This window comes from Microbacterium sp. RU1D (genome assembly GCF_900156435.1).
Taxonomy (GTDB): Bacteria; Actinomycetota; Actinomycetes; order Actinomycetales; family Microbacteriaceae; genus Microbacterium.
Map to the genome: position 1 here is coordinate 121,638 of NZ_FTPQ01000002.1, position 25,864 is coordinate 147,501.

Annotated in this window: 21 protein-coding genes and 1 tRNA gene; 2 read left to right on the top strand and 20 right to left on the bottom strand. The window is 70.1% G+C overall.

The genetic code is table 11. From position 1 onward, the window contains the following. Nucleotides 1-59 precede the first annotated feature (59 nt). Nucleotides 60-389 carry a winged helix-turn-helix transcriptional regulator gene (locus B0B15_RS09295; RefSeq protein ID WP_076675459.1) on the top strand — a complete coding sequence of 110 codons (330 nt, stop codon included), beginning with the start codon at nt 60-62 and terminating at the stop codon, nt 387-389. A gap of 302 nt (nt 390-691) precedes the next feature. Here the strand turns inward: B0B15_RS09295 and B0B15_RS09300 are convergent, their stop codons facing one another. The 6 genes from B0B15_RS09300 to polA all read right to left on the bottom strand — a co-directional run bounded on the left by B0B15_RS09300 (nt 692) and on the right by polA (nt 9,473). After that, the gene (locus B0B15_RS09300) at nt 692-1,495 is read right to left on the bottom strand and encodes an SDR family NAD(P)-dependent oxidoreductase (protein ID WP_076675461.1); all 804 of its coding nucleotides are present in this window, start codon (nt 1,493-1,495) and stop codon (nt 692-694) included. A 38-nt stretch (nt 1,496-1,533) separates the two neighbouring features. Further along, nucleotides 1,534-2,298, bottom strand: a complete 765-nt coding sequence (locus B0B15_RS09305) for an SGNH/GDSL hydrolase family protein (RefSeq protein WP_176776612.1) — start codon at nt 2,296-2,298, stop codon at nt 1,534-1,536. Nucleotides 2,299-2,434: 136 nt separating this feature from the next. Further along, nucleotides 2,435-3,769: an MFS transporter gene (locus B0B15_RS09310; RefSeq protein ID WP_076675463.1), complete on the bottom strand. Its 1,335-nt coding sequence runs from the start codon at nt 3,767-3,769 to the stop codon at nt 2,435-2,437. After that, nucleotides 3,766-4,818, bottom strand: a complete 1,053-nt coding sequence (locus B0B15_RS09315; RefSeq protein WP_076675465.1) for an LLM class flavin-dependent oxidoreductase — start codon at nt 4,816-4,818, stop codon at nt 3,766-3,768. Before B0B15_RS09315 ends, B0B15_RS09310 begins: the two co-directional genes overlap by 4 nt. Before the next feature lie 149 nt (nt 4,819-4,967). Further along, nucleotides 4,968-6,644 carry a DUF885 domain-containing protein gene (locus B0B15_RS09320; RefSeq protein WP_076675467.1) on the bottom strand — a complete coding sequence of 559 codons (1,677 nt, stop codon included), beginning with the start codon at nt 6,642-6,644 and terminating at the stop codon, nt 4,968-4,970. A 192-nt stretch (nt 6,645-6,836) separates the two neighbouring features. Next, nucleotides 6,837-9,473 (bottom strand): DNA polymerase I, encoded by a 2,637-nt coding sequence (gene polA, locus B0B15_RS09325; RefSeq protein ID WP_076675469.1) that lies wholly within the window; start codon nt 9,471-9,473, stop codon nt 6,837-6,839. Nucleotides 9,474-9,556: 83 nt separating this feature from the next. Here polA and B0B15_RS09330 point away from each other — a divergent pair, with 83 nt between their 5' ends. After that, nucleotides 9,557-9,991, top strand: coding sequence for a hotdog fold thioesterase (locus B0B15_RS09330; RefSeq protein ID WP_076675471.1), 435 nt, complete (start codon nt 9,557-9,559; stop codon nt 9,989-9,991). Nucleotides 9,992-10,262: 271 nt separating this feature from the next. Here the strand turns inward: B0B15_RS09330 and B0B15_RS09335 are convergent, their stop codons facing one another. The 14 genes from B0B15_RS09335 to hisG all read right to left on the bottom strand — a co-directional run bounded on the left by B0B15_RS09335 (nt 10,263) and on the right by hisG (nt 25,852). Further along, nucleotides 10,263-10,883 carry an ANTAR domain-containing response regulator gene (locus tag B0B15_RS09335; protein ID WP_076675473.1) on the bottom strand — a complete coding sequence of 207 codons (621 nt, stop codon included), beginning with the start codon at nt 10,881-10,883 and terminating at the stop codon, nt 10,263-10,265. Nucleotides 10,884-10,943: 60 nt separating this feature from the next. Next, nucleotides 10,944-11,024: transfer RNA gene (locus tag B0B15_RS09340), tRNA-Leu, on the bottom strand. A 77-nt stretch (nt 11,025-11,101) separates the two neighbouring features. Beyond that, nucleotides 11,102-12,547: a pyruvate kinase gene (gene pyk, locus B0B15_RS09345; RefSeq protein WP_076675475.1), complete on the bottom strand. Its 1,446-nt coding sequence runs from the start codon at nt 12,545-12,547 to the stop codon at nt 11,102-11,104. A gap of 55 nt (nt 12,548-12,602) precedes the next feature. Continuing rightward, nucleotides 12,603-14,069 (bottom strand): glutamate synthase subunit beta, encoded by a 1,467-nt coding sequence (locus B0B15_RS09350; RefSeq protein WP_076675477.1) that lies wholly within the window; start codon nt 14,067-14,069, stop codon nt 12,603-12,605. Next, nucleotides 14,062-18,639 (bottom strand): glutamate synthase large subunit, encoded by a 4,578-nt coding sequence (gene gltB / locus B0B15_RS09355; protein ID WP_076675479.1) that lies wholly within the window; start codon nt 18,637-18,639, stop codon nt 14,062-14,064. Before gltB ends, B0B15_RS09350 begins: the two co-directional genes overlap by 8 nt. Before the next feature lie 52 nt (nt 18,640-18,691). Then, a complete protein-coding gene (gene lgt / locus B0B15_RS09360) occupies nt 18,692-19,696 on the bottom strand; it encodes a prolipoprotein diacylglyceryl transferase (protein WP_076675481.1) in 1,005 nt (334 codons plus the stop codon). 10 nt (nt 19,697-19,706) lie between these two features. Further along, nucleotides 19,707-20,498: a tryptophan synthase subunit alpha gene (trpA, locus tag B0B15_RS09365; protein WP_076675482.1), complete on the bottom strand. Its 792-nt coding sequence runs from the start codon at nt 20,496-20,498 to the stop codon at nt 19,707-19,709. Beyond that, nucleotides 20,495-21,838 (bottom strand): tryptophan synthase subunit beta, encoded by a 1,344-nt coding sequence (gene trpB / locus B0B15_RS09370; RefSeq protein WP_076675484.1) that lies wholly within the window; start codon nt 21,836-21,838, stop codon nt 20,495-20,497. The genes trpA and trpB overlap by 4 nt, the downstream gene beginning before the upstream one ends. Next, nucleotides 21,835-22,611 (bottom strand): indole-3-glycerol phosphate synthase TrpC, encoded by a 777-nt coding sequence (trpC, locus tag B0B15_RS09375; protein WP_076675485.1) that lies wholly within the window; start codon nt 22,609-22,611, stop codon nt 21,835-21,837. Before trpC ends, trpB begins: the two co-directional genes overlap by 4 nt. A 2-nt stretch (nt 22,612-22,613) precedes the next feature. Then, on the bottom strand, nt 22,614-22,844 hold the full coding sequence (locus B0B15_RS09380; protein ID WP_076675487.1) for a DUF6704 family protein: 231 nt from the start codon (nt 22,842-22,844) through the stop codon (nt 22,614-22,616). Nucleotides 22,845-23,323: 479 nt separating this feature from the next. Then, nucleotides 23,324-23,911, bottom strand: a complete 588-nt coding sequence (locus tag B0B15_RS09385; RefSeq protein ID WP_076675488.1) for a Trp biosynthesis-associated membrane protein — start codon at nt 23,909-23,911, stop codon at nt 23,324-23,326. Then, a complete protein-coding gene (gene hisI / locus B0B15_RS09390; RefSeq protein WP_076675490.1) occupies nt 23,911-24,249 on the bottom strand; it encodes a phosphoribosyl-AMP cyclohydrolase in 339 nt (112 codons plus the stop codon). Before hisI ends, B0B15_RS09385 begins: the two co-directional genes overlap by 1 nt. After that, a complete protein-coding gene (hisF, locus tag B0B15_RS09395) occupies nt 24,246-25,010 on the bottom strand; it encodes an imidazole glycerol phosphate synthase subunit HisF (protein WP_076675491.1) in 765 nt (254 codons plus the stop codon). The genes hisI and hisF overlap by 4 nt, the downstream gene beginning before the upstream one ends. Next, complete coding sequence (hisG, locus tag B0B15_RS09400) at nt 25,010-25,852, bottom strand: ATP phosphoribosyltransferase (RefSeq protein WP_076675493.1); 843 nt, start codon at nt 25,850-25,852, stop codon at nt 25,010-25,012. Before hisG ends, hisF begins: the two co-directional genes overlap by 1 nt. Nucleotides 25,853-25,864: the final 12 nt, after the last annotated feature.

Genomic DNA, 25,864 nt, shown 5'->3' on the forward strand with positions numbered 1-25,864 from the left:
CAGAGTGGCTATGAAAAACAAAGTGACTTTGGGAAAGCTAGCACAAGTAGGATGGAGTCATGACCGAAGAACACGACGCGCGACAGTGCGACGCCGCTGTCTCGCACGCGTTCTCCGTTCTCGGCAAGCGGTGGAACGGCATGATCGTCGACGTGCTCGGCCAGGGAGAGTTGTCGTTCTCGGGGCTGCGCCGAGCGGTGGGCGGCATCAGCGACGCCGTGCTGTCGGATCGCCTCACCGAACTCGCCGACACCGGCCTGGTCGATCGCCGCGTCGACGCCGGGCCGCCGGTCGCCGTGACCTACGCGTTGACCGATGCCGGATGCCGTCTGGTTCCGATCCTGGGGCAGCTCGGCGAGTGGGCGGAAGGCAACCTGACGCGGCGCTGACGGGTTCGGTGCCGCGGTTCGCGGCGTTGGCAATGGGGAGGCTCTGTCGTCGTGGGGGCTCAGTCTCTGGTGCGGCGGTGGGCGCCGTGCGTCTTCGTCGACGCTGTGATCACTCGTGATCTCGAACGGTGATGCACAGGCCGATAATGCACATTATGTCAGCTGGGGTCGGTCCCACCGTCCTCCCGGGGTGAACGCCCGCTCACGCCGTCGGGCGGAGCCGCTCGTTTCGACCGACTGCGCGGTTGTGTGCGGGGATCACCGCGGCGCGCGGCGCGAACGTGTCCCGGGCGCCGGCACGGTCAGCGGATCCACTCCGACGTCTCGCCGATCACCCGCGACCCGTCGAGATCGCCCAGCGACAGGCCGGCGAAGCGCACCGCGGCCTCGGACGTCTGCCACCGGAACTTCGGCTCCGACGTCGTCGCCGCCTCCACGACGGTCTTCGCGGCATCCTCCGCCGACTGCGCCGCGGCGAACGACGCGGCCGTGCGGTTCAGGTAGGCCTGCTGCAGCTCGGCGTACGGGCCGGCCGGAGCGCGGTGCACCGAGTCGGTGAACGACGACGCCACCGCCGCGGGTTCGACGACCGCGACCTCGACGCCGAAGGGCGCGACGACCGGCGCGAGAGACTGCATCAGTCCCTCCACGGCGAACTTCGCCCCGCAGTACGCGTCGGCGAACGGCTGGCCGACCGCTCCCCCGACGCTGGTGACGGTGACGATGCGCCCGTGGCCGCGTTCGCGCATACCGGGGAGCACGAGGCGGGTGAGACGGGCGACGGAGAGGTAGTTGGTGTCGAGCTGCGCCTGCAGGTCGTCATCCGACATCTGCTCGAGCGTGCCGACGGCGCCGCGCCCGGCGTTGTTGACGAGGATGTCGACGGGCCCGACGGCCTCGATCAGGGCCTCGGCCGCGGCGGCATCCGTCACCTCGAGGGCGCGGATGTCGAGCTCGACCCCCGCCGCGGATGCCGCGGAGCGCAGCGCATCGGCGCGCGAGGTGTCCCGCACGGTGGCGACGACCGACACCCCCATCTTCGCGAGTCCGATGGCCGTGTGCAGGCCGATGCCGCTGGAGGTGCCGGTGACGAGTGCGAGGGTCATGAAACCATCATGCTCCTCGACGCTTCCCGGTGCGGCGGTCAGCCGACGGGTTCGAGGGTCACCCATCCCCCGCCGAACTTCGGCTGGCGTCCGTCGCCCGACGACGTGCGGGTCAGGCGCCGACGTACCCAGGGAGCGACGTGCTCGCGGTAATAGGCGGTGCCCTTCAGCCGCTGCGTCTCGGGGATCTCGCGCAGGTGCCACCACTCCCCCGGCGCCGTGAATCCGACGGACTCGATCACACGAGCCGCGACGCGATGATGACCGCGCGCGTTCATGTGCAGTCGGTCGACCGACCAGAACTCCCCGCCCGCCAATTCTCGATCGAACCAGTTGTAGGCCGTGATCACGTCGGGCCGGGCCTCGAGGCGCCTCTCGACGGCATGAGAGAGGCGGTCCCCCCGCGCCTCGATGAGTGTGCCGAGCGGGAGGCCCGCCGACGGATTCGCGCCGGAGAGCACGATGAGCTGCACGCCCTCCTCGTCGCAGCGGCGCACGACGTGGTCGAAGAGGTCGACGATGCGGTCGATGCCGGTCCGCGGGCGCAGCATGTCGTTGCCGCCGCCGTTGAAGGACAGGTGGGTCGGTTTCAGCGCCAGCGCGGGCTCGAGCTGCTGCGCGACGATCGGCTCGATGAGCTTGCCGCGGATCGCGAGGTTCGCATATTCGATCGGCTCGCCCGCGGCATCCGCCCACCCCTGGGCGGCGAGATCAGCCCACCCCCGCACGGTGCCGTCCGGCAGTTCGTCGCCGACCCCTTCGGTGAACGAGTCGCCGATCGCGACGTAGCGCACGGATGCCATGTCCCGAGCCTACGCGCGCGATCCCCGCGCCCCGGCCGACGCGCGCGCCGGCTGCGCGGGTCGAGTGTCCACGACACGCCGTTGCGCCGTCGCGTGATACGGCGCGTCCTGGACACTCGACGGCGGAAGCGAGGGGTCAGGCGAGCGCCCGGCCGCGCTGCTCGCGCAGGAAGAGCGCGGCGACGACGGCGATGGCGAAGAAGGCCGCGAACACCACGAACAGCAGGGGCGCTCCCCCGACGCCGAGCAGCGGCGGTACGGCGAGGGGCGCGAGGATGGATGCGATGCGCCCGACGCCCGCCGCCCACCCGGCCCCGGTCGCCCGCAGCGCCGTCGGGTAGGTCTCGGGAGTGGCGGCGTACAGCGCACCCCAGGCCCCGAGGTTGAAGAACGACAGGGCCATGCCCGCAGCGATCACCGCGACCTCGCCCGACGCCGTGCCGAACAGCACCGCCGCGACGGCGGAGCCGGCCAGGAAGGTCGCGAGCGTCGCTCGGCGTCCCCACGCCTCGATGAGCCACGCCGCGACGGCGTAGCCGGGCAGCTGGGCGAGCGTGATCACGAGCGTGAACCCGAATGAGCGCACGAGGTCGTATCCCTGCGAGACGAGGATCGTCGGGATCCAGATGAACGCCCCATAGTACGAGAAGTTCACACAGAACCACAGCACCCACAGGCTCACCGTGCGCGCCCGCAGGGTGGGTGCCCACAGCGCGCTCACGCGCGGCCGAGGGGCGGGAGCGGATGCCGCGCCCCCTTCCGTCGAGGCCTCCAGCGCGACGCGGCCGGCCGCGGCCTCCAGATCGCGCACGATCACGATCGCCTCCGCGTTGCGTCCGCGCGACGCGAGCCACCGCGGTGACTCGGGCAGCCCCCACCGGACGACGAGCGCGTACACCGCCGGGATCGCGCCCAGGGCGAAGGCCCACCGCCAGCCGTCGGCCGATGCCGGGACCACGAGGTAGCCGATGACCGCGGCGGCCGTCCATCCGACCGCCCAGAACGCCTCGAGGAAGACGATGAGCCGCCCCCGCATACGCGCCGGCGCGAACTCGCTGACGTAGGTCGAGGCCACGGGCAGCTCCGCCCCGAGGCCCAACCCAACGACGAAGCGCAGCACGAGCAACGCCGCCAGCCCTCCCACCAAGGCGCTCGCGCCGGTCGCCACGCCGTACACCAGCAGGGTGAGGGCGAACACGTGGCGGCGACCGAAGCGGTCGGCGAGCAGTCCGCCCAGGCTCGCGCCGATCGCCATTCCGGCGAAGCCCGCCGAGGCGATCCACGACGCCTGCGCGGGGGCCAGCTGCCACTGCACGCTGAGGGCCGCGATGACGAACGAGATGAGCCCGACGTCCATGGCATCCAGGGCCCATCCGAGGCCGGATCCGCCCAGGATCTTCGCGTGCCGCCGGGTGAACGGCAGGGCGTCGAGGCGTTCGGACACCCGGATGGTGTCGGTGCTCGTGGTCACCGGGCGACGGGAGCGTCGGCGAGCATGTCGTGCACGAGCGGCAGCACCCGCGTGCCGTAGAGCTCGATGCTGCTCAAGAGATGGTCGTGGGAGATCGACCCGCTGGCCATCTTGAGCTGGAAGCGGCTGTTTCCGAGCGCACGCACCGTGGCGGCGATTTTCCGGGCGACCGTCTCGGGCGAGCCCACGTACATCGACCCCTCGGGGCCGACGTCGTGCTGGAAGCGCAGACGGTTGTACTCGGGCCACCCGCGCTCTCGACCGATGGTGTTGTTCAGCTCCGCGACGCCCTCGTACGCCTCTTCCCACGCCTGCTCGTCGGTGGCCGCGATGTGCCCGGGCGAGTGCACCGAGATGGGCATCTGCGGCTTTCCGAGCTCGTCAAGCGACCGACGGTACAGGTCGGCGTAGGGGCGGAACCGCGCCGCCGAGCCGCCGATGATCGCGAGCACCAGGCCGTAGCCGTAGCGCGCGGTGCGCACCACGGACTCCGGCGAACCCCCGACGCCCACCCATGCCTTCAGTCCGTTCTCGGTCTTGGGGTACACGTCGGCGTCCTGGAGCGCCGCGCGCGTGCGGCCCGCCCAGGTCACGGGCTTCTCCTGCAGCAGTAGCGAGAACAGCTCGAGCTTCTCCTCGAAGAGCACCTCGTAGTCGGCCAGGTCGTAGCCGAACAGGGGGAACGACTCGATGAACGATCCGCGCCCCAGGATCACCTCGGCGCGACCGTTCGAGACGGCGTCGAGGGTCGCGAACCGCTCGTAGACGCGCACGGGGTCGTCGCTGGAGAGCACCGTGACCGCGGTGCCGAGGTGGATGTCCTGCGTGCGGGCGGCCGCTGCGGCCAGGACGATCTCCGGGCTGGTCACGGCGAAGTCCTTGCGGTGGTGCTCCCCCACGCCGAAGAACGACACGCCCACCTGGTCGGCGAGCACCGCCTGATCGACCACGTTGCGGATGGTCTGCGCATCCGACAGCAGCGCGCCGTCGGGGCCGCGCGAGATGTCTCCGAAGGTGTCGAGGCCGAGCTCGAGGGGGCGAACGTCCATGGGGTCTCCTTGCATTCGGATGAATGAACTTTACGGGACCGGCGCGTATTCCCCGCATCGAGCACCGGGCGTCCACGGGCCGCGGTGACGAGGCGCTTCCGGCCCGCTGAATCGGTGGGCGCCACGACGGCAGCGCCCACCGAGGACGATCACCCGGATGCCAGAGCGGCGCGCAGCGTGTCGAGCCCGACGCCGCCGATGTCGAGGGCCCGCGTGTGGAACTGCTTCATCGAGAAGTCGGCGCCGCGACGCTCCTGCTCCTCGTCGCGCACCTGCTCCCAGATGCGCTGGCCGACCTTGTACGACGGTGCCTGTCCCGGCCATCCGAGGTAGCGGTTGACCTCGAAGCGCACGAACTCCTCGCTCATGTTGACGTTCTTCAGCATGAACGCCAGAGCGTAGTCGTGATCCCAGGTGCCGTTTCCGTCGAGGCGCGGCTTCTGCAGGTGCACGCCGATGTCGAGCACGACCCGGGCGGCGCGCATGCGCTGGCCGTCGAGCATGCCGAGACGGTCGGCGGGGTCGTCGAGGTAGCCGAGCTGCTCCATCAGGCGCTCGGCGTAGAGCGCCCACCCCTCCGCGTGACCGCTCGTCCCGGCCAGCAGACGGCGCCATGAGTTGAGCTCGGCCCGGTTGTACACCGCCTGCGCGATCTGCAGGTGGTGGCCCGGAACGCCCTCGTGGTAGACCGTCGTGAGCTCGCGCCACGTGTCGAAGGTGTCGACTCCTTCGGGCACCGACCACCACATGCGACCCGGTCGCGAGAAGTCGTCGGTGGGGCCGGTGTAGTAGATGCCGCCCTCGTTGGTGGGCGCGATCATGCACTCCAGGCGACGGATCGGCTCGGCGATGTCGAAGTGCGTACGACCGAGCTCCTCCACGGCCTTGTCGCTCGTGCGCTGCATCCACTCCCGAAGAGCATCGGTGCCGCGGAGCTTGCGGGACTCGTCCTTTTCAAGGAACGCCACGGCCTCCTCGACGCTCGCGCCGGGGAGGATCTCGTTCGCGATGGACTCCTGCTCGGCGACCATGCGCGCGAGCTCTTCGACGCCCCACTCGTAGGTCTCGTCGAGGTCGATCTCGGCGCCGAGGAAGCGGCGCGAGTGCAGGGCGTACATCTCGCGTCCGACGGCGTCGACGTCGCCCGCGACAGGCGCGAGTTCGCTCGACAGGAACGCCGCGAGGCCGTCGTAGGCGACACGCGCCGCGTTCGAGTGGGCGGCGAGATCGCGGGCGAGGGATGCCGGCAGCTGACCCTCCTCGGGAGCGGCCTCGCCGACGAACTCGGCGAAGAAGCCCGTGTCGGAGGTGTACCGCGCGATCTGCGTCACGACCTCGGAGACCTGCCGGCGCGCCGGTACGACACCCTCCGCGATGCCGCGACGGAGGGTGGCGACGTAGCCGTCGATCGCGCTCGGGAGCGCCTTCATGCGCTCGGAGATCGTGGACCAGTCCGCGACCGTCGCGGTCGGCATGAGGTCGAAGGTCGAGCGGATGTCCTGCGCCGGCGAGGCGATGACGTTGAGGTCGCGCAGGTGCGTCTTCGCCTCGTGCTGCTCGATCATCAGGTCGAGCTCGCGACCGAGGTCCATCTTCGTGACCGTGTCGATCGCGTCGACGGGCTCGGCGGCCTCGAGCGCGCCCCGCGTCGAGCGGGCATCGGACACAAGGGCCTCGGCGCCCTCGGGGCTGTAGTCGCCGAAGCGGCCGTTGTGCTCGAACCGCCCGATGTAGGTCGCCAACGTCGGCTCGCGCTCGGCCAGGGTGTCCACCCACGCGTCGGCGATCGTGTCGATCGGCGTGGGGGTGCGGTGTGCGTCAGTCATCCTCCGAGCCTAGGGAAGGGACAGCGCCCGCGCACCCCGCTCCCGCGCTGTCGCGGCTCCGGCCCGCCGGCACGAGCCGCGCCAGCGGGGGGCGGTGCACGCCGAGCCCGCGCGACGACCGCCAGCGGGTTCGGCGCAGCGACGGCCGGCCGCGTGTTCGGTGCAGGGACGGCCGGCTTGTGGGCGCGCCGCTCAGTGTCCGGCTTCGTCCCAGTCGCCGCCGCGACCGATCTGCACGTCGAGAGGCACCGACAGGTCGGCCGCGTCGGCCATGCGCGAGCGGACGATGCGCTCGACGGCATCCCACTCCCCCTCCGCCACCTCGACGACGAGTTCGTCGTGGATCTGCAGCAGCACCCGGGAGCGCAGACCCGTGGATGCCAACTCGTCGCGGATGCGGAACAGCGCGACCTTCATGATGTCGGCGGCGCTGCCCTGGATGGGGGCGTTCAGCGCCGCGCGCTCGGCGTTCTCGCGCAGAACGCGATTCATGCTGGTGAGGTCGGGGAACGGTCGGCGTCGACCGAAAATGGTCTCGGTGAAACCGTCTTGACGCGCCTGCTCGACCGAGCCGCGCAGGTAGTCGCGGACCGCACCGAAGCGGGCGAAGTACTCGAGCATGAGCTTCTTGGCCTCGGATTGCTCGATGCGCAGCTGCTTCGACAGGCCGAACGCCGACAGGCCGTAGACGAGGCCGTACGACATCGCCTTGACCTTCGTGCGCATCGCGGGCGTGACGTCCTGCGGGTCGACGCCGAACACGCGTGCACCCACGAAGCGGTGAAGGTCTTCGCCGGAGTTGAACGCCTCGATGAGCCCGGGGTCGCCCGAGAGGTGCGCCATGATGCGCATCTCGATCTGCGAATAGTCCGCCGTCAGCAGCGTCTCGTATCCCTCGCCCACCTCGAACGCGGCGCGGATCCGGCGGCTCTCCTCCGTGCGGATCGGGATGTTCTGCAGGTTGGGGTCGGTGCTCGACAGGCGGCCGGTCTGGCTGCCCGTCTGCACGTACGTCGTGTGGATGCGCCCGTCGGCGCCGGTCGCCGTGTCGAGGGCGTCGATGATCTGCTTGAGCTTCGTCGCCTCCCGGTGGCGCAGCAGCAGATCGAGGAACGGGTGCGGGGCACTCTCCTGCAGATCGGCGAGGGCGGCGGCGTCGGTGGTGTATCCGCTCTTCGTCTTGCGCGTCTTGGGGAGTTGCAGCTCATCGAAGAGCACCTCCTGCAGCTGCTTCGGCGAACCGAGGTTGACCTCGTGCCCGATCGCCGCGTAGGCGTCGCGGGCGAGGGCGTCGGCGCGCGCACCGAGTTCGGCCGAGAATCCGGACAGCTTCTCGTGCGACACGGCCACCCCCGCCAGTTCCATGTCGGCCAACGCCGTGAGGGTGGGCAGCTCGATGTCGTCGAGCACGGACGCGACCTTCTCGGGCATCGACGCGCGCTGCGCCTCGGCCACGCGACGCGTGAACCACGACAGCTGGCCCGGCGTCGCGCCCTCGGTCTCGGGGACGAGCTGGGTGGGGTCGGCCACCGGGAGCTTCTCGTCGAGCTCGCGCTCCACGAGGTCGGCGAGCGTCTTGTCGGGGAAGCTCGGGCGCACGAGCCACCCGGCCAGCAGCACGTCGAAGGCCACACCGCTCACCGCGACCCCCTCGCGGGCCAGAGCCTTGATCTGGGGTTTGGCGTCGGAGAACACCTTGGGGGCATCGGATGCCAGCCACGGCGCGAGCGCGTCGCGGACAGCCGGGCTCCACTCGGCCTCGACCGCGGCGCCCGCGGAGGCGAGGCCGATCGCGGTGGGCGTCGTTCCGGACAGGCTCAGCGTGACCCCCACCTCGCCCTCCGCGGCGGCGGCCCAGGTGGCGAGGGCCGCGGGGTCGAGGCGCTGCGGCGCGGGAGCAGTCGCCGTGGGGCGGGCCTCCTCGACGATGCCGCCTTCTTCGCCCAAGGCGTCGAAGACGCGCGGCAGGAGCGTGCGGAACTCGAGGCGGGCGAAGATATCGCGGACCGCCTGGGCGTCGAGCGGCTGCACGGCGAGGTCTTTCGGACCGACGGGGAGTTCGACGTCGCGCAGCAGGCGGTTCAGGGCGCGGTTGCGCTTGACCGCGTCGAGGTGCTCGCGGAGGTTGTTGCCGACGACGCCGGTGATCTTGTCGGCGTTGTCGAGCAGGGCCTCGAGCGATCCCCACTGGGTCAGCCACTTGACGGCGGTCTTCTCGCCCACCTTCGGCACGCCGGGCAGGTTGTCGCTGGTCTCGCCGACCAGAGCGGCGATCTCGGGGTACTGCGCCGGCGGCAGACCGTACTTCTCGATCACGGCGTCGGTGTCGTACCGCTTCAGCTGCGACACGCCCTGCACGTTCGGGTACAGCAGCGTGACGTCGTCGGTGACGAGCTGAATGGTGTCGCGATCGCCCGAGCAGACGAGGACCGTGAACCCCTGCTCCTCGCCCTGGGTGGCGAGGGTGGCCAGGATGTCGTCGGCCTCGAAGTCCTCCTTCTTCAACACGGGCACGCCCATGGCGGCGAGGCAGTCCTGCAGGAGCGGGATCTGCCCCTTGAACTCGGCGGGCGACTCGCTGCGGTTGGCCTTGTACTCGGTGTACTCCCGCGTGCGGAACGATTGCCGCGACGTGTCGAAGGCGACGGCGAGGTGCGTGGGCTTCTCGGCCTTGACGAGGTTCACGAACATCGACAAGAAGCCGTAGATGCCGTTGGTGTGCTGGCCGTCCTTCGTCGAGAAGTTGTCGACCGGCAGCGCATAGAACGCCCGGTAGGCCAGCGAGTGGCCGTCGACGACGAGGAGAGTAGGCTTTTCGGCATCCGTCACTCTCCCAGCGTAACGAGAACCACGGACACTCCCCCGGTCCGGCCCGATCACGGCCGTTCCCGCTCGGCACGACGAAGGCGACGATGAGCAGCTCCACGACTCCCGACACCACCAGCGGCCTCGACTGGGCGCGCGAGCGCGGCATGGGCGCCCTCGCCGAGAAGATGGGCATCGAGTGGGTCGAGTTCTCCGTCGAACGCAGCGTGGCGACCATGCCCGTCGAGGGCAACACCCAGCCAGTGGGGCTCCTGCACGGCGGCGCCTACGTCGTGCTCGGTGAATCGCTCGGGTCGATGGCCGCCAACCTCTACGCCGGGTCCGGCAAGCTCGCGGTCGGCATCGACATCAATGCCACGCACACGCGCTCGGCGACCTCCGGCATCGTCACCGGTGTCTGCACGCCCATCCACCTCGGCCGTTCGCTCACGGTGCATGAGATCGCGGTCTCCGACGAGCAGGGCCGGCGCTGCTCGACGATCCGCATCACGAACATGATCAAGGACGCCCCGCGCGCCTGAGTCGGGTGCGCGGGAGGAGCCTGCGCGCGCCGAAAGGTCCGGCCGTTCGCGGACGCCGGTGACCTCGACGGGCTCAGCCATCTTCGGCGTCTAGGACCCTGAGCCTGTCGAAGGGTCCGGTCATCCGCCGTGGTCCCCGGTGGCTTCGACGGGCTCAGCCCCCTCGGCGCGTGGAAAGCCCTGAGCTCGTCGAAGGGTCCGGGAGCCACTCTCCTGGAAACGACGAATGGATGCCACAGACGTGGCATCCATTCCCGGGAAAACGCTACGGTCAGCCCTTCTTGGGCGCCAGCTGCTCGATGATCGCCTTCGCGACGTCCTGCATGGTGAGGCGACGGTCCATCGACGCCTTCTGGATCCAGCGGAAGGCCTCAGGCTCACTGAGGCCCATCTTCTCGTTGAGCAGGCCCTTGGCGCGGTCCACGAGCTTGCGGGTTTCGAAGCGCTCGACCATGTCGGCGACCTCGGCCTCGAGGGTGATGATCTGCTCGTACCGGGCGAGGGCGATCTCGATGGCCGGCAGCAGGTCGTTCGGGGTGAAGGGCTTGACCACGTAGGCCAGGGCGCCGGCCTCGCTGGCGCGCTCGACGAGCTCCTTCTGACTGAACGCGGTCAGCAGGACGACGGGGGCGATGTGGTTCTTGCTCAGCTTCTCGGCGGCGCTGATGCCGTCGAGCTGCGGCATCTTCACGTCCATGATCACCAGATCGGGACGCAGTTCGGTGGCCAGCTGCACGGCGGTCTCGCCGTCGCCCGCCTCACCGACGACGTCGAAGCCGTTGTCGCGCAGGATCTCGACGATGTCGAGGCGGATCAGCGACTCGTCTTCCGCGACGACGACGCGGCGCGGTGCGGTCGGCGCGGTGGCCGGGGCGGCTTCTTGATCAGTCACGAGACCATCCTAGAACGTGGATTCGCGCACCCACGGGGAGAACGTGGATGCGATAGGGCGTACCGGTGGTGGGACTCGAACCCACACGTCTTTCGACAGAGCATTTTGAGTGCCCCGCGTCTGCCATTCCGCCACACCGGCAGGTGCTGCGTTCCCAATGTACCGGGCGGGAACGCGACACGACGCGCGCCGGGATCACCGGCGCGCGTCGTGAAGGGTCAGACTTCCTGGTACCCCGGGGCCGCGCCGTGCACGGCGTCGCCCACGCGGTGCACGCGCAGGTCGTTCGTCGAACCGGCGATTCCGGGAGGGGAACCGGAGATGACGACCACCTTGTCACCGACCTTTGCCAGGTCGTGGGTGAGCAGGTAGTCGTCGACCTGCAGGAACATCTTGTCGGTGTGGGACACGTGCTCCACCAGCGTCGAGCGCACGCCCCAGGTCAGCGCCAGGCGACGGCGGATGCCGGGCTCGGGCGTGAAGGCGATCATGGGGATGGTCGAGCGCAGGCGCGACATGCGACGAGCGGAGTCGCCCGACTCGGTGAAGACGCACAGGTACTTGGCCTCGACGAAGTCGGCGACCTCGACGGCGGCGAGCGTGATGGCGCCACCCTGCGTGCGGGGCTTGTTGGTCAGCGGCGCGATGCGCTCGAGACCGTGCTCCTCGGTCGACTCCACGATGCGGGCCATCGTCTCGACGACCACCACGGGGTAGGCGCCCACGCTGGTCTCGCCCGAGAGCATGACCGCGTCGGCGCCGTCGAGCACGGCGTTGGCGACGTCGGAGGTCTCGGCACGCGTGGGGACGGGGTTCGTGATCATCGACTCGAGCATCTGCGTCGCGACGATGACGGGCTTGGCCATGCGGCGGGCGAGCTCGACGGCGCGCTTCTGAACGATCGGCACGGCCTCCAGCGGAAGCTCGACGCCGAGGTCGCCTCGGGCGACCATGATGCCGTCGAAGGCGTCGATGATCTCCTCGAGGTTGTGGACCGCCTGCGGCTTCTCGATCTTGGCGATGACGGGCACGTAGCGCCCCTCCTCGGCCATGATCTCGTGCACGCGCTCGATGTCCTTGGCATCCCGGACGAAGGAGAGGGCGATGAGGTCGGCACCGGCATTGAGGCCCCAGCGCAGGTCGGCCTCGTCCTTCTCGCTCAGCGCGGGCACGTTCACGGCCACACCGGGCAGGTTGATGCCCTTGTTGTTCGACACCGGGCCGCCGACGATGACCTTGGTGGTCACGACGGTTCCGTCGGTCTCGACGACCTCGACGCGGACCTTGCCGTCGTCGATGAGCAGGAAGTCGCCGGGGCGCACGTCGTGGGGCAGGCCCTTGAACGTCGTGCCGACGATCTCCTTGGTGCCGAGGATGTCCTCGATGGTGATCTTGAAGATGTCGCCGGGAGCGAGGTCGTGCGGACCGTTCTCGAACTTGCCGAGGCGGATCTTCGGGCCCTGCAGGTCGACGAGTGCGGCGACCGGGCGACCGGCGTCCTCCGCGGCCTTCCGCACGTTGGCGAAGTTGGCGTCGTGCACGGAATAGTCTCCGTGGCTGAGGTTGAGGCGGGCGACGTCCACCCCGGCGTCGATGATGGCGCGAACCATCTCATACGACGACGTGGCGGGCCCGAGTGTTGCGACGATCTTGGCGCGTCTCATCCGTTTTCAAGCTCCGTGAGGATTTTCGGGAAGTGGCCGATCGGCCCTTGCCAGCTTAGGCGGGCAGGAGGCCGATGGCGACATCGGTCGGGCGCACCGGCGCGGGGAGCACCGTTTCGCCCATGAGGAAGGTGTCGACCTCGGCGGCGGCCGCGCGGCCCTCGGCGATGGCCCACACGATGAGCGACTGTCCGCGTCCCGCGTCGCCGGCGACGAACACGCCGGGCGTCGTGGTGGCGTAGGTCGCGTCGCGCTCGACGTTGCCGCGGCCGGTGAACTGCGTGCCGAGCTGGCTCTCGAGGTGCTCCCGCTCGGGGCCGGTGAAGCCCATCGCGATCAGCACGAGGTCGGCGGGGATCTCGCGCTCGGTGCCGCTCTTGGGCACGCGACGCCCGTCGACGTACTCCGTCTCGGCCACGCGCAGGGCGCGCACCTCTCCCGCGGCGTTGCCGAGGAACTCCACGGTCGAGGCGAGGAACGTCCGCTCCCCGCCCTCCTCGTGGGCGGATGCCATCTCGAACAGGTTCGGCATCATCGGCCAGGGCTGCTCGGCGGGACGCTCTGAGGGCGGCTGCTTGCCGATCGCGAGGTTGGTCACGCTCAGCGCACCCTGGCGGTGGGCGGTGCCGATGCAGTCGGCGCCGGTGTCGCCACCGCCGATAACCACGACGTGCTTCCCCTCTGCCGTGATCTGCTGCGGGATCTGATCTCCCGCGACGGCCTTGTTGCCCTCGATGAGGTACTCCATGGCGTAGTGCACGCCGTCGAGGTCACGACCCGGGATGGCGAGGTCCCGCGGCACGGTCGATCCCGTGGCCACCACGACGGCGTCGTAGCGGGCGCGCAGGTCGCTCCATGAGATGTCCGTGCCGATCTCGACGCCCGCGCGGAAGCGGGTGCCCTCGGCCTGCATCTGACGAAGGCGCAGTTCGAGGTGGCGCTTCTCCATCTTGAAGTCCGGGATGCCGTAGCGCAGCAGGCCGCCGATGCGGTCGTCGCGCTCGAAGACGGCGACGGTGTGTCCGGCACGAGTCAGTTGCTGCGCGGCCGCGAGGCCCGCGGGACCCGATCCCACGACGGCGACGGTCTTGCCCGTCAGGCGCTCCGGCGGCTCGGGCTCGACCCAGCCGTTGCCGAACGCCTCGTCGATGATCGAGACCTCGACCTGCTTGATCGTCACGGCAGGCTGGTTGATGCCGAGCACGCACGAGCTCTCGCAGGGCGCGGGGCACAGGCGCCCCGTGAACTCCGGGAAGTTGTTCGTCGCGTGCAGACGCTCGATGGCCGCGCGGCCTTCACCGCGCCACGTGAGGTCGTTCCACTCGGGGATCAGGTTCCCCAGCGGGCAGCCCTTGTGACAGAACGGGATGCCGCAGTCCATGCAGCGGCCGGCCTGGCGCTTGATAACGGCCGAATCACCCGGCTCGTACACCTCTTTCCAGTCCATGATGCGCACGGGCACCGGTCGACGCTTCGGGAGCTCGCGCTCCGTGGTCTTCAGAAAACCCTTCGGGTCAGCCACCCGTCACCTCCAGAATGCGCTGCCAGACGACGTCGCCGTCGGGGTCGAGCCCCTCGGTGACCGCCTCCTGGCGGGTCTGCAGCACGGCGGCGTAGTCGCGCGGCAGGACCCGGACGAAGTTGTCCACCTCGGCCTCGAAGTCGTCGAGCAGACGACGGGCCAGCGTGGAATCGGTCTCCGCGACGTGCTTGGCGAGCAGGTCGCGCAGGATCTCGGCATCCCCTGATCCGAGGGCGCCGAGGACGAGCTCACCGGATGCCACGGCCTCGCGGTTGACCTTGTCGCGGTCGAGCCGGTACACGTAGGCCTGGCCGCCCGACATGCCGGCGCCGAGGTTGCGGCCGGTCGCGCCGAGGATGACGGCCAGCCCGCCGGTCATGTACTCCAGCGCGTGGTCGCCCACGCCCTCGACGACCGCCGTGGCGCCGGAGTTGCGCACGAGGAAGCGCTCGCCCACCACGCCGTTGAGGAACATCTGCCCCTGCGTGGCCCCGTAGCCGATGACGTTTCCGGCGATGACGTTCTCGCTCGCCGCGAAGGTCGAGCCGCGCGGCGGGCGCACCACGATCGTGCCGCCCGAGAGGCCCTTGCCGACGTAGTCGTTCGAGTCGCCCTCGAGACGCAGCGTGATGCCCGCGGGCATGAACGCGCCGAACGACTGCCCGGCGGAGCCCGTCAGGCGCACGTCGATGGAGTTCTCCGGCAGGCCGTGCTCGCCCCGCGCCTTGGTGACGTGGTGGCCGAGCATGGTCCCCACCGCGCGGGCGGTGTTGCGGATGGGCAGGTCGATCGTGAGCTGTCCGCCGTGCGCGATGACGTCCTGCGCGCGCTCGATGAGCTGCACGTCGAAGTGGTCCTCGAGCTCGTGGTCCTGGTTGCGGGCGTGGCGGCGCGGTTCGTCGTCGGCGAAGCGCGGTCCCTCCAGGATCGGCGCGAGGTTGAGGCCGCGCGCCTTCCAGTGCTGGATGGCCTCGTTCGCGTCGAGCAGCTCGGACCGGCCGACGATCTCGTCGATCGAGCGGTAGCCGAGGGCGGCGAGGTATTCGCGCACCTCCTGCGCGATGAACTCCATGAAGTTCACGATGTACTCGGCCTTGCCGGTGAAGCGCTGGCGCAGCACGGGGTTCTGCGTCGCGACGCCGACGGGGCAGGTGTCGAGGTGGCAGACGCGCATCATGATGCAGCCCGAGACGACCAGGGGCGCGGTGGCGAAGCCGAACTCCTCGGCGCCCAGGAGGGCCCCGATGATGACGTCGCGGCCGGTCTTCATCTGGCCGTCGACCTGCACCACGACGCGGTCGCGCATGCCGTTGAGCATGAGCGTCTGCTGCGTCTCGGCGAGGCCCAGTTCCCACGGGGTGCCCGCGTGCTTGAGCGAGTTCATCGGGCTCGCGCCCGTGCCGCCGTCTTGACCGGAGACCAGGATGACGTCGCTCAGCGCCTTCGCGACGCCCGCGGCGACGGCACCGATACCCGACTGGCTGACCAGTTTGGTGTGGATGCGGGCCTTCGGGTTCGCGCGCTTCAGGTCGAAGATCAGCTGCTTGAGGTCTTCGATCGAGTAGATGTCGTGGTGCGGCGGCGGCGAGATCAGACCCACGCCGGCCGTCGCGTGGCGCGTGCGCGCCACCCACGGGTACACCTTGGTCGGCGGCAGCTGACCGCCCTCGCCGGGCTTGGCCCCCTGGGCGAGCTTGATCTGGATGTCGTCGGCCTCGGTGAGGTACAGGCTCGTCACGCCGAAGCGACCGGATGCCACCTGCTTGATGGCGCTACGACGCGTCGGGTCGAGCAGACGGTCGACGTCTTCCCCGCCCTCGCCGGTGTTGCTCTTGCCGCCGATCTGATTCATCGCGACGGCGAGGACCTCGTGTGCTTCCTTGGAGATCGAGCCGTAGCTCATCGCCCCGGTCTGGAAGCGCTTGACGATCGCCGAGACCGGTTCGACCTCGTCGATCGGCACGGCGGGGCGCAGCCCCGTGCGCAGGCCGAACAGGCCGCGGAGCGTCTTGAGCTCGTGCGCCTGATCGTCGATGAGCTGCGTGTACTCGCGGAAGATGTCGTACCGCCGCTCGCGGGTCGCGTGCTGCAAGCGGAACACCGTGTCGGGGTTGAACAGGTGCGGAGCGCCGTCGCGGCGCCACTGGTATTCGCCACCCGTCCACAGGCGCTCGTGCGCTCGGGCTGCGGCATCCTGAGGGTAGGCGTACTCGTGGCGCGCGGCGTTCTCGGCCGCGATGACGTCGAGCCCCACGCCGCCGAGCTTGGACTCCGTGCCGGTGAAGTACGCCTCGACGAAGTCGCGCGACAGACCCACGGCCTCGAACACCTGGGCGCCGGCGTACGACGACACCGTGGAGATGCCCATCTTCGACATGATCTTGAGCACGCCCTTGCCGAGCGCGTAGATCAGGTTCTTGACGGCCTTCTCGGGGGTCACGCCGGTGATGAAGCCGGCGCGGACGAGGTACTCGACGGTCTCCATCGCCAGGTACGGGTTGACCGCCGACGCGCCATACCCGATGAGGGTGGCGACGTGGTGCACCTCGCGCACGTCGCCCGCCTCGACCACGAGACCCACCTTCATGCGGGTCTCCTTGCGGATGAGGTGGTGATGCACCGCCGCCAGCATGAGCAGCGACGGGATAGGCGCGAGGTCCTTGTTGCTGTCGCGGTCGCTCAGCACGATGAACTCGGCACCGTCCTCGATGGCCTGGTCGACCTCGGTGCACATCTGCGTGAGGCGCTTCTGCAGCCCCTTGTGGCCGGCCTCGACACGGTAAAGACCGCGGACCGTCACCGACGAGCGCCCCGGCAGGGCGGTGTCGATGTGCTGGATCTTCGCGAGCTCGTCGTTGTCGATGACGGGGAAGTCGAGCGTCACCGTACGGGTGTGGTCGGGGCCCCAGTCGAGGAGGTTGCGCTCGGGGCCGAGACCCAACGACAGCGAGGTCACCACCTCTTCGCGGATGGAGTCGAGCGGCGGGTTGGTCACCTGCGCGAACTGCTGCGAGAAGTAGTCGAACAGCAGACGCGGGCGGTCGCTGAGCACCGCGACGGGTGCGTCGCTGCCCATGGCGCCGAGGGGCTCGGCGCCGCCCTGCCCCATGGGGGTGAGGAGGATCCGGACCTCCTCCTCGGTGTAGCCGAAGGTGCGCTGGCGACGGGTGATCGAGGCGATGGGGTGCACGATGTGCTCGCGCTCGGGCAGCTCGCTGAGCTTCACGCGCCCCTTGCCGACCCACTCGCCCCACGGCTGCAGGGCGGCGAGGTCGGCCTTGATCTCCTCGTCTTCGACGATGCGGCGCTGGGCCGTGTCGACGAGGAACATGCGTCCGGGTTGCAGGCGGCCGCGGCGCTTGATGCGCTCGGGGGCGAAGTCGAGCACGCCGGTCTCGGAGCCGATGACGACGAGGCCGTCGGTGGTCTCCGTCCAGCGGCCCGGGCGCAGACCGTTGCGGTCGAGCGTCGCGCCGACGAGGGTGCCGTCGGTGAAGATGAGCGCGGCGGGGCCGTCCCAGGGCTCCATCTGCATCGAGTGGTAGTCGTAGAAGGCGCGCAGATCGGGGTCGATCGTCGCTTGCTTCTCGTAGGCCTCGGGCACCATCATCATGATCGCGTGCGGCAGGCTGCGACCGGTGAGGGTCAGCAGCTCCAGGACCTCGTCGAAGGATGCCGAGTCGCTGGCGCCCTCGGTGCAGATGGGCAGCAGCGGACGCACGTCGCCGATCAGCTCGGACTCGAGCTGCGACTGGCGCGCGCGCATCCAGTTGCGGTTGCCCTTGACGGTGTTGATCTCGCCGTTGTGCGCGAGCATGCGCAGCGGCTGCGCGAGCGGCCACGACGGGAAGGTGTTCGTCGAGTAGCGCGAGTGCACGACGGCCAGCTCGGAGGCGAACCGCTCGTCCTGCAGGTCGGGGTAGAACGGCTCGAGCTGCAGCGTCGTGACCATGCCCTTGTAGCCCAGCGTGCGGCTCGACAACGACACGAAGTAGGCCTCGAGCTCGTGGCGCGCCCGCTTGCGGAGCCGGTAGACGCGGCGGTCCAGGGCGATGCCCGACAGGGCGGGCTGGTCGCCCACGGCGGGGCGGGAGACGAAGAGCTGCTCGAACGCGGGGCGTGCCTCGAAGGCGAGCTTGCCGAGGTTCTCGGGCTCGACGGGCACCTCGCGCCACCCGAGCACCTCGAGGTTCTCGTGGCGGGCGATCCCTTCGATGCCGGCCTTCATCGCGGCGCGCTCATCATGCCCGAGGGGCAGGAACACCATGCCGGCGGCGTACTCCCCCACCGGCGGCAGGTCGAAGTCGACGACGGCGCGGAGGAACGCGTCGGGCATCTGCGTCAGGATTCCGGCGCCGTCACCGGTGCCGGCGTCGGAGCCGATGGCACCGCGGTGCTCGAGATTGCGCAGCGCCGTCAGCGCCAGGTCGATGATGTCGTGACCGGCTTCGCCGCGGAGAGTGGCGACCATGGCGAGGCCACAGGCGTCCTTCTCGAACGACGGGTCGTACATTCCCTGTCGGGCCGGGAATGAGCCTCCGACGGTGTCGGAGCGCAGGCTGGAAGCCATATCAACCGTCCTCACGTTGATGCTTCGAATGGGACGACGTCGGCCCAGAGTGTTAGTTCGTGGCGGGGCTGCTTGTGGCGCTGGTGCCGACGGTGTCGTTCGTCGCGGGCGGCTCGCTCACGTCGACGAAGTCAGAGGGGTCGCCTGAGTCTACAGCCCCCGGAGCCTTCGACTCGCGCCCGGGCACGTACGGCGACGGCTCGAGGCCGTGGTGGCGACGCGACTGCACGACGAAGATGACGATGCCGAGGATGACACCGAAGATCGCGGCCCAGACGTTCGTGCGCAGACCGAGGATGATGTCGCTGGGGTCGATGCGGATGGACTCCCACACGATGCGACCGGCGCTGTACCAGACGAGGTAGATCGCGAACTGCTTGCCCCACTGGAGCGTGAAGCGCTTGCCGACGTACAGGATGACCACGGCGCCGAGCAGGTTCCAGATGACCTCGTACGCGAAGGTCGGGTGGAACAGCGTTCCCGCCGGCAGGCCGACGGGGATCGCGGAGTTGCCCGCGGCGATCTCGAGACCCCACGGCAGGTCGGTGGGCTGACCGAACAGTTCCTGGTTGAACCAGTTGCCGAAGCGCCCCATGGCCTGGGCGATGATGAGGCCCGGCGCGAGCGCGTCGGCGAAGGTCCAGAACCGGATGCCGGTCCACTTGCAGCCCAAGATGGCGCCGATCGCGCCGCCGATGAGGGCGCCGTAGATGGCGATGCCGCCCTCCCAGATGGCCCACACCGATCCCGGCTGCGTGATGTTCCACGGGTTGGAGCCGGGGCCGAAGTAGAAGCCCGCGTGGGTGGCCACGTGGTAGATGCGCGCGACGATGATCGCGAGCGGGACGGCGAGCAGGCAGATGTCGATGACGACCCACTTCTCGGCGCCGCGACGCGTCAGCCGCGCGTTCGTGAGGAACACCGCGACGATGATGCCCGCGACGATGCACAGGGCATAGAAGTGGATGCGGAGCGGACCGAGATCGACGTACGAGATGGTCGGGCTCGGGATGCTGGCGAGCACGCCGGAGGCGGCGCTCGAGAGGGCGAACGTCATGCAGACGAGTCTAGGCGCGCTGAACGGCGCCCGCGGACAGCTCCCTCGCGAGCGAGGAGAGGCCGTCGACACCGCCGTCGCGCAGCGCTTTGACCAGCGCGGTGCCGACGATCGCGCCGTCGGCGTACTCGACGACGCCGGCGACCTGCTCGGCGTTGGAGATGCCGATGCCCACGCACGCGTGCTGCGCACCGAACGCGCGCAGGCGCTCGACGAGGCGCCGTGCGGCGGCGTCGAGAGAGGCCCGCTCCCCCGTGATCCCCATCGTCGACACCGTGTACACGAAGCCGGTGGAAGCGTCGACGATCATCTTGAGGCGCTCGTCGGAGGAGGTGGGCGCGGCGAGGAACACGCGGTCGAGGCCCGTGCGCTCGCTCGCGGCGATCCAGACCTCGCCGGCGTCGGGAGTGATGTCGGGCGTGATGAGGCCCGCTCCCCCGGCGGCGACGAGCTCGTCGGCGTAACGATTGACGCCGTACTGCTCGACGAGGTTCCAGTACGTCATGACCAGGATCGGCACGTCGGTGCGCGCCGTGACCTCGCGGATGATCGTGAAGAGGTCGCGCATGCGGAAGCCGTTGGCCAGCGCCGTCTGCGTCGCCTCCTGGATGACCAGGCCGTCCATGACGGGGTCGCTGTAGGGCGGCCCGAGCTCGATGACGTCGGCACCTGCCTCGGCGAGGGCGACGGCCGCCTCGATGCTCGTGGCGACATCGGGGAAGCCGGCGGGCAGATACCCGACGAACGCGCCGCGCCCTTCCGCGTGGGCGGCGTCGATCGCCGCGGCAACGCGCGAGGTCACAGCTCGACCCCCGCTCCGCTTGCCGCGTCGGGCGCCGGGGCGACGTCGACGGGAGAACCGGGGGCGGATGCCACGGCCTCGGCGGCGTGCGTCTGCGCGGCGCCGTCGACGCTCTCCGGCGCGTGCTCGGCGTCGTAGAGGTCGAAGTAGCGGGCGGCGGTGTCCATGTCCTTGTCCCCTCGTCCCGACAGGTTGATCGCGATGATCGCGTCGGGGCCGAGCTCGCGTCCGATGCGCAGGGCGCCGGCGAGGGCGTGCGCGGACTCGATCGCGGGGATGATGCCCTCCGTCCGCGAGAGCAGGCGCAGCGCCTGCATGGCCTCGTCGTCGGTGGCCGGGATGTACTGCGCGCGACCGATGTCGGCGAGCCAGGCGTGCTCGGGACCGACGCCGGGGTAGTCGAGGCCGGCCGAGATCGAGTGCGACTCGGTGGTCTGGCCGTCCTCGTCCTGCAGCACGTACGTGCGTGCGCCGTGCAGGACGCCCGGGCGTCCGCGACCGATGGATGCCGCGTGCTTGGGGGTGTCGACTCCGTCGCCCGCTGCTTCGACGCCGTACAGGGCCACGCCCTCGTCGTCGAGGAAGGCGTCGAACATGCCGATCGCGTTCGAGCCGCCGCCGACGCAGGCGAAGACGGCATCCGGAAGGCGTCCGAGGCGGCGCAGGAACTCCTCGCGCGTCTCTTCGCCGATGACCTTCTGGAAGTCGCGCACCATCGCGGGGAACGGGTGCGGACCCGCGGCGGTGCCGAAGATGTAGTTGGTGGTCTCGACCGAGGCGACCCAGTCGCGATAGGCCTCGTTGATCGCGTCCTTGAGAGTGCGCGACCCCGTCGTGACCGGCACGACCTCGGCGCCGAGGAGGCGCATCCGCGCGACGTTGAGCGCCTGGCGCTCGGTGTCGACCTCGCCCATGTAGATGACGCAGTCGAGGCCGAACAGAGCGGCCGCGGTCGCGGTGGCGACGCCGTGCTGGCCGGCTCCGGTCTCGGCGATCACGCGCGTCTTGCCGAGGCGCTTGGTGAGCAGCGCCTGGCCGAGCACGTTGTTGATCTTGTGCGAGCCGGTGTGGTTCAGGTCTTCGCGCTTGAGGAAGACGCGCGCTCCCCCGGCGTGCGCGGCGAAGCGCGGAACCTCGGTGAGTACCGACGGTCGACCTGCGTAGTCGTGCAGCAGGGCGCGCAGCTCGGTGTGGAATTCCGGATCGGTCATGGCCGACTCGTAGACCGCGGTGAGCTCGTCGATCGCGGCGATGAGCGACTCGGGCATGTAGCGGCCGCCGAAGTCGCCGAAGAACGGCCCCTTCTGGTCGCGCAGCTTCGGGGCGGGAACGGTGGTCATGACGTCTCCTGGAGGAACGCGCGGAGGGTGGCGACGGGGTCGCCGGTCACGAGGGCCTCGCCCACGAGCACCACGTCCGCACCCGCGGCGCGGTAGTGGGCGACGTCGGCGGGCGCAAGGACGGCGGACTCGGCGATCTTGATCGCGTCGGCCGGGAAGCGATCGGCGAGCGAGCCGAACAGGTCGCGGTCGAGTTCGAAGGTCGAGAGGTTGCGGGCGTTGACGCCGATGAGCTTGGCGCCCAGCTGCGCGGCCCGCTCGAGCTCGTCGGCCGAGTGCGTCTCGACGAGGGCGGTCATGCCCAGGTCGGTGACGAGACCGTACAGCTCGGTCAGCGTCTCGTCGTCGAGGGCGGCGACGATGAGCAGCACCAGATCGGCGCCCGAGGCGCGGGCCTCGAGCACCTGGTACGGCGTGGCGATGAAGTCTTTGCGCAGCACCGGGACGCTCACGGCGGCGCGGACGGCCTCGAGGTCGGCGAGGCTGCCCTTGAACTTGCGGCCCTCCGTGAGCACGGAGATTGCTGAGGCGCCGCCCTCTTCGTACAGGCGCGCCTGTCGTGCGGGATCGGGGATCGAGGCCAGGTCGCCGCGCGAGGGGCTCGCGCGCTTGACCTCGGCGATGACCTTCACCCGGTCGGCGGGGGCCAGCATGGCCAACGCGTTCCGGGCCGGGGTCTGCGCGAGGGCGTCGCGTTCGACGTCCGCGAGCGGGCGCGTCTGGGCGCGCTGCTCGGCATCCTCCACCGCTCCGGCCGTCAGATCGGCCAGCACGGTCAGTGCGCCTTCGGGTTGGTTTTCGCGCCGTTCGCGCCGTAACCGGCCTTGGTCATGGCCCAGCCGACGATCGCGCCGACGACGAGCAGACCCACCGAGGCCCACACCAGCACCGGCATGTCGAGCCAGAAGAACAGCGTGCCGAGCGTGAAGGCGAGCAGCATGATGATCACGGCCGTCCAGGCGGCGGGCGAGTGTCCGTGGCCGGGATCGCCGATGGGGTTGCTCATGGGACTCCTAACAGTCGCGCGCGGGCGCGGGGGAAAGCGTTCGATCAGTCTATCGAAGCGCGGTGCGCCTCTCCCGCCGTCGTCTCGATGTCGCGAGGTCGGCGCTGGCGGTGGTCCGCCCGTCGCCGCGGCGGGGTGTCGCCGAGAAACGCTGTTCGTGCCGAGACACCCGGTCTCGCGCCGTGTTTCGCGAGGATCAGCGTTTCTCGCGTGCGAGGGACAGGCGATGGGAATGCCGGGCCCTGCGTGCCTCCAGACGGTGTGGCGGCCTCGCGGCGATGCCGCCGAGGAACGCTGTTTGTGCCGAGACACGCGGTGACGCGGCGTGTTTCGCAAGAAACGGCGTTTCTCGCGAGCAGCGGGCAGCGGGCCGGGGCGTCCGGCAGCGGGACGGGGCGTCGGGTAGTGGGACGGGGCGTCGGGTAGTGGGCCGGGTCGTCGAGCGCCCGGCGCCGGGGCACCGGGACTTGCGCGTGGGCTCAGGCGGTCGGGTCGTCGCCGCGCGAGAGGTCGTCCCACGAGTCGATCGCGTCGTGCGGGCGGCCCGTGTCGGCGCCGGCCTCGGTCGCCGTGCGGTACTTGCGGCTCGCGCCCGACGCCCAACGCCGGGCGGTGACGAGCGTGAAGACGGCGGCGGCGGCGAGGACGACCTGGGCGATCAGCGTCACGGCGGGCCACGGGGTGAGCGAGAGATCGCTCACGAGCGAGGCGACGGCATCCGTCCCCGAGATCCCCGTCGCCTCGGTCACGGCGGCGGCGGTGGCCGACACGGGCGTGGCGAAGAGCAATTGCGCCGTGGCGATGCCCACGAGCACCGCGATCAGGATGCCGAGCACCCCGAACAGGTAGCGCAGCACCGGGCCGACGATCGACAGCGCGGCTCCGAGGGCGAGAGCGGCGAGACTGAGCGGGGTGAGCACCGGCAGGGCGTCGGCGCCCGCGACGGCGAGGGTCTGCTGCGCGCCGTCGTCGAGGGTGACGTCGATCCAGGTCTGGGTCGAGGCGATCACGCCGATCGCCCCGGCCGCCAGCATCGCCAGCACCGCCATCGAGCGGGCGCGCCGCATCAGCGCTCCCCCACGACAGGGTGCAGGTCGTCGGCGTCGAAGCAGGTGTGGTCGCCCGTGTGGCACGCGGCGCCGACCTGATCGACCTCGATCAGCAGGGTGTCGCCGTCGCAGTCGAGGCGCGCGCCCTTGACGATCTGGATGTGCCCGGAGGTGTCGCCCTTGCGCCAGTACTCCTGACGCGAGCGAGACCAGAACGTGACGCGGCCGGTTGTGAGCGTGCGGTTCAGGGCCTCGGCATCCATCCACCCGACCATGAGCACCTCGCGCGAGTCGAACTGCTGGATCACCGCGGCCACCAGGCCGTCGGCGTCGTACTTCACCCGGTCGACGCTCATCGGCGCACCTCGAGCCCTTCGGCGGCCATGGCGTCTTTCACCTGTCCGACGGTCAGCTGACCCGAGTGAAACACGGATGCCGCGAGCACGGCGTCGGCGCCGGCCTGGATCGCGGGGGCGAAGTGCTCGAGGGCTCCCGCGCCGCCCGAGGCGATGACCGGCACCGCCGCAACCTGGCGCATGAGACGGACGAGCTCCAGATCGAAGCCCTGCTTCGTACCGTCGGCGTCGATCGAGTTGACCAGTAGCTCGCCGGCGCCGCGCTCGACGGCCTCGCGCGCCCATTCGAGCGCGTCGAGGGTCGTCTCGGTGCGGCCGCCGTGGGTGGTCACGACGAAGCCGGAGGGAGTGGATGCCGCCCGCTTGACGTCGAGCGAGAGCACGATCACCTGGGCGCCGAAGCGATCGGCGATCTCGTCGATGAGTGCGGGGCGGGCGATCGCGGCCGAATTGACGCCGATCTTGTCGGCGCCGACCGCGAGGAGCCGGGCGACGTCGTCGCTCGAGCGCACTCCCCCGCCGACGGTCAGCGGGATGAAGACCTGCTCGGCCGTGCGGCGCACGACGTCGTAGGTGGTGGAGCGCTCGTCGACGGTCGCCGTGACGTCGAGGAAGGTGACCTCATCGGCGCCCTGGTCGAAGTAGAGCTTCGCGAGCTCGACCGGGTCGCCCATGTCGCGCAGGTCGAGGAAGTTGACGCCCTTCACGACGCGGCCCGCGGCGACGTCGAGGCAGGGGATGACGCGACGCGCGAGGGTCATCAGAGCCTCGCGGCGAGGATCTCGGTGACGAGGATCGCGCGCGCGCCGATCGCGTAGAGCGCGTCCATGACCTGGTTGACGTCGCGGCGCGGGCTCATCACCCGCACGGCGACCCACTCGGGATCGCGCAGCGGCGAGATGGTGGGCGACTCCAGGCCCGGGGCCACGGCGACGGCCTGCTCCACGAGGGCTGCGGGGAGGTCGTAGTCGATGAGGACGTACTTCCGCGCGGCGAGGACGCCGCGCAGGCGACGCAGCAGCGTCTCCGTGCCGTCGGCCTCCTGCGGGCCGGCGATGAGGACGGCATCGCTCTCGAGCAGGACCGGGCCGAAGATCTCGAGCCCCGCCTGACGCAGCGTGGTGCCGGTCGAGACGACGTCGGCTACGGCATCCGCCACTCCGAGCTGCACGGCCGATTCGACCGCGCCGTCGAGGGGCACGATGTCGACGGCGATGCCGCGCTCGTCGAGGAAGGCGTCGACCAGGCCCGGGTAGGCGGTGGCGACGCGGAGGCCCTGGAGGTCCTGCACGTCGGTGAAACGACCGGGGCGGCCGGCGAAGCGGAACGTGGAGCCGGCGAAGCCGAGCGACTCGACCTCGCGCGCGCCCGGCATGCGGGCGTCCAGCAGCAGGTCGCGGCCGGTGATGCCGACGTCGAGCGCACCCGAGCCGACGTAGGTGGCGATGTCACGGGGGCGGAGGTAGAAGAACTCGACCTCGTTGACGGGGTCGACGGTGTAGAGGTCTTTCGAGTCGCGTCGTCCGGTGTATCCGGCCTCCGAGAGCATCTCGGCGGCGGTCTCGGCGAGCGACCCCTTGTTCGGCACGGCGATTCGCAGCATGACGGGGGCTTT

Excerpts from the sequence above, each read along its gene's own strand:
- gltB (WP_076675479.1), bottom strand. The coding sequence starts at position 18,639 with ATGGCTTCCAGCCTGCGCTCCGACACCGTCGGAGGCTCATTCCCGGCC.
- pyk (WP_076675475.1), bottom strand. The coding sequence starts at position 12,547 with ATGAGACGCGCCAAGATCGTCGCAACACTCGGGCCCGCCACGTCGTCG.
- B0B15_RS09380 (WP_076675487.1), bottom strand. The coding sequence starts at position 22,844 with ATGAGCAACCCCATCGGCGATCCCGGCCACGGACACTCGCCCGCCGCC.
- B0B15_RS09330 (WP_076675471.1), top strand. The coding sequence starts at position 9,557 with ATGAGCAGCTCCACGACTCCCGACACCACCAGCGGCCTCGACTGGGCG.
- hisF (WP_076675491.1), bottom strand. The coding sequence starts at position 25,010 with ATGACCCTCGCGCGTCGCGTCATCCCCTGCCTCGACGTCGCCGCGGGC.
- hisG (WP_076675493.1), bottom strand. The coding sequence starts at position 25,852 with ATGCTGCGAATCGCCGTGCCGAACAAGGGGTCGCTCGCCGAGACCGCC.
- trpB (WP_076675484.1), bottom strand. The coding sequence starts at position 21,838 with ATGACCACCGTTCCCGCCCCGAAGCTGCGCGACCAGAAGGGGCCGTTC.
- B0B15_RS09295 (WP_076675459.1), top strand. The coding sequence starts at position 60 with ATGACCGAAGAACACGACGCGCGACAGTGCGACGCCGCTGTCTCGCAC.
- B0B15_RS09305 (WP_176776612.1), bottom strand. The coding sequence starts at position 2,298 with ATGGCATCCGTGCGCTACGTCGCGATCGGCGACTCGTTCACCGAAGGG.
- hisI (WP_076675490.1), bottom strand. The coding sequence starts at position 24,249 with ATGAGCGTCGACCGGGTGAAGTACGACGCCGACGGCCTGGTGGCCGCG.
- B0B15_RS09385 (WP_076675488.1), bottom strand. The coding sequence starts at position 23,911 with ATGCGGCGCGCCCGCTCGATGGCGGTGCTGGCGATGCTGGCGGCCGGG.
- B0B15_RS09315 (WP_076675465.1), bottom strand. The coding sequence starts at position 4,818 with ATGGACGTTCGCCCCCTCGAGCTCGGCCTCGACACCTTCGGAGACATC.
- B0B15_RS09300 (WP_076675461.1), bottom strand. The coding sequence starts at position 1,495 with ATGACCCTCGCACTCGTCACCGGCACCTCCAGCGGCATCGGCCTGCAC.
- lgt (WP_076675481.1), bottom strand. The coding sequence starts at position 19,696 with ATGACGTTCGCCCTCTCGAGCGCCGCCTCCGGCGTGCTCGCCAGCATC.
- B0B15_RS09320 (WP_076675467.1), bottom strand. The coding sequence starts at position 6,644 with ATGACTGACGCACACCGCACCCCCACGCCGATCGACACGATCGCCGAC.